Origin of the sequence: Erwinia sp. V71, assembly GCF_965644245.1 — a bacterium.
Classification (GTDB): Bacteria; Pseudomonadota; Gammaproteobacteria; order Enterobacterales; family Enterobacteriaceae; genus Erwinia.
The window spans coordinates 1-1,967 of sequence record NZ_CBFFRK010000228.1 but is presented as its reverse complement, the minus strand read 5'-3'; the positions used below and the strand labels follow the sequence as shown (position 1 = coordinate 1,967).

At 53.1% G+C, this 1,967-nt stretch carries 3 protein-coding genes; 2 read left to right on the top strand and 1 reads right to left on the bottom strand.

The window, feature by feature from the left end:
* Window positions 1–64: 64 nt before the first annotated feature.
* Window positions 65–940 carry a drug/metabolite exporter YedA gene (gene yedA / locus ACSZO1_RS22290; protein ID WP_437616555.1) on the top strand — a complete coding sequence of 292 codons (876 nt, stop codon included), beginning with the start codon at window positions 65–67 and terminating at the stop codon, window positions 938–940.
* Window positions 941–942: 2 nt separating this feature from the next.
* Here yedA and ACSZO1_RS22285 read toward each other — a convergent pair whose 3' ends face one another.
* Window positions 943–1,410, bottom strand: a complete 468-nt coding sequence (locus ACSZO1_RS22285; RefSeq protein WP_437616553.1) for a very short patch repair endonuclease — start codon at window positions 1,408–1,410, stop codon at window positions 943–945.
* A 410-nt stretch (window positions 1,411–1,820) separates the two neighbouring features.
* On the opposite strand from ACSZO1_RS22285, the gene ACSZO1_RS22280 reads away from it, so the two are divergent.
* On the top strand, window positions 1,821–1,958 hold the full coding sequence (locus tag ACSZO1_RS22280; protein ID WP_437616551.1) for a hypothetical protein: 138 nt from the start codon (window positions 1,821–1,823) through the stop codon (window positions 1,956–1,958).
* Window positions 1,959–1,967: the final 9 nt, after the last annotated feature.

Sequence of the window (1,967 nt, the reverse complement as noted above, 5' to 3'; positions counted from 1 at the left end):
GTTCCGGCAGCCTTCAGTGGTCTTTGCAGAGTTAAGACAGGCGGCTTAGCGTTGCACTTCGAACTTGAATCCGCCATTTACCCTTTATATTATCTGGGGCTCAACCTATTACGTCATTCGTCTTGGTGTCGAAAGCTGGCCTCCGATGATGATGGCGGGCTTACGTTTTCTGCTGGCGGGAATCATCCTCTTTACGTTCCTGCGCCTGCGCGGCCATAAGCTGCCCGCGTTACGCCCGCTGCTGAATGCCGCTGCGGTCGGTATATTGCTGCTGGCGGTCGGGAATGGTCTGGTGACCATTGCCGAACATCAGAATGTGCCGTCCGGACTGGCGGCGGTGATGGTCGCGACGGTGCCGCTGTTTGCCATGTCATTCAGTCATCTGTTTGGCATCGCCACCCGCTGGATTGAGTGGCTGGGGATGGGTGTCGGACTGTGCGGCATCGTGCTGCTGAACAGCGGTGGTCATCTGGGCGGCAACCCGTGGGGCGCGCTGATGATTCTGCTGGCGGCCGTCAGCTGGGCGTTTGGTTCGGTGTGGGGTTCGCGTATCGAACTGCCTAAAGGCGCGATGGCGGCGGCGATTGAGATGCTGACTGCCGGTACGGTATTGCTGTTCGCCAGTGCATTCAGTGGTGAAAGGCTGCATGCGATGCCGGATTTACAGGGTATTCTCTCGCTCGGCTTTCTGATTATTTTTGGCTCAATCATCGCGATTAATGCCTATATGTATCTGATTCGCAATGTCAGCCCGGTAGTGGCAACCAGCTATGCCTACGTCAATCCGGTGGTGGCGGTACTGCTGGGCACCAGTTTTGGTGGCGAAACCCTGTCCGCACGTGAGTGGATGGCACTCGGCATCATTATCTTTGCCGTGGTGCTGGTAACGCTGGGTAAATATCTGCTGAACGCGCGCCGTCGTCCGGCGACCAGCGTCTGACGCTAACAGCGAATAATGCCGTGGTGATCAATCGCGGCATTAGCGTTTCCGGCAATAATCCACTCCTCCAGCCGCGAGGCTATCGCCTCATCATCCAGCCGCAGTTTGCCGCGCAACGCACACTCCCAGACCACCAGCACCTGCCAGCCTGCTTCGCTGAGTAAAGCGATGTTGTGGCGATCGCGCGTCACATTGCTGTCAATTTTTTTCAGCCAGAATTCAGTCCGCGTGGCGGGCACTTTAAACAGATAACAGTCATGGTGGTGCCAGAAACAGCCATGAACAAAAATAATCGTCTGGTGACTGTCGAGCACAAAATCGGGCCTGCCGGGCAACGTTCGGTCCTGCACGCGATAATCAAAACCCAGCGTGTCCAGCAGCGCGGCCAGACGTTTTTCAATTGCCGTATCCTGATTACGGATGGCGCGCATATTTTTGCTGCGCGTTGCGGCAGAGTGCACATCAGCCATCAGTATGACCTCCATGTGATGAGGAGTGCAGTGTATGTCCGAATCGGTGGTCGATGCTACCGACTCCCTTCCCGGCACGCAAATTATCCATAATTGTGCCCACCTTTACCCCGGTCACCCTGACGACTAAGATAAGTAAACGGTCAAATCCACACAAACGGTCAATATCAGTCACACTTTCATCACACCCGACATCATCACGCAACGTAACAAATTGTTCAAATTTTACCCATTCTTACGAAAAATAGTGATAACCATCAATTTTTTAATGCAAGAAAATGCAAGTTACAGCCTGAATCGCGTTTCTGTTCACTGGAAAAGCCCGATCAATTTCTTCGTGACAGAGTGCCATACAGCACACGTTATTGGACGCTTCTTTTCTCTACTCTTTATTTCAAGCGGAGGTCACCATGATGCCAATTGAACGTCAGCGCCTGATTATCGATGCGCTGCATAAAAATGGACGCATTCTGGTCACAGAATTAGGGAAGGTGCGATTTAATCGGTGGGGTTCAGTGGAGTCCTTAGCTGTATTAGCCTTACCTTAGCTGAGCTGT

Bases quoted from the DNA above. Each gene is read 5' to 3' on its own strand.
- ACSZO1_RS22285 (WP_437616553.1), bottom strand. From the start codon at position 1,410: ATGGCTGATGTGCACTCTGCCGCAACGCGCAGCAAAAATATGCGCGCC.
- ACSZO1_RS22280 (WP_437616551.1), top strand. From the start codon at position 1,821: ATGATGCCAATTGAACGTCAGCGCCTGATTATCGATGCGCTGCATAAA.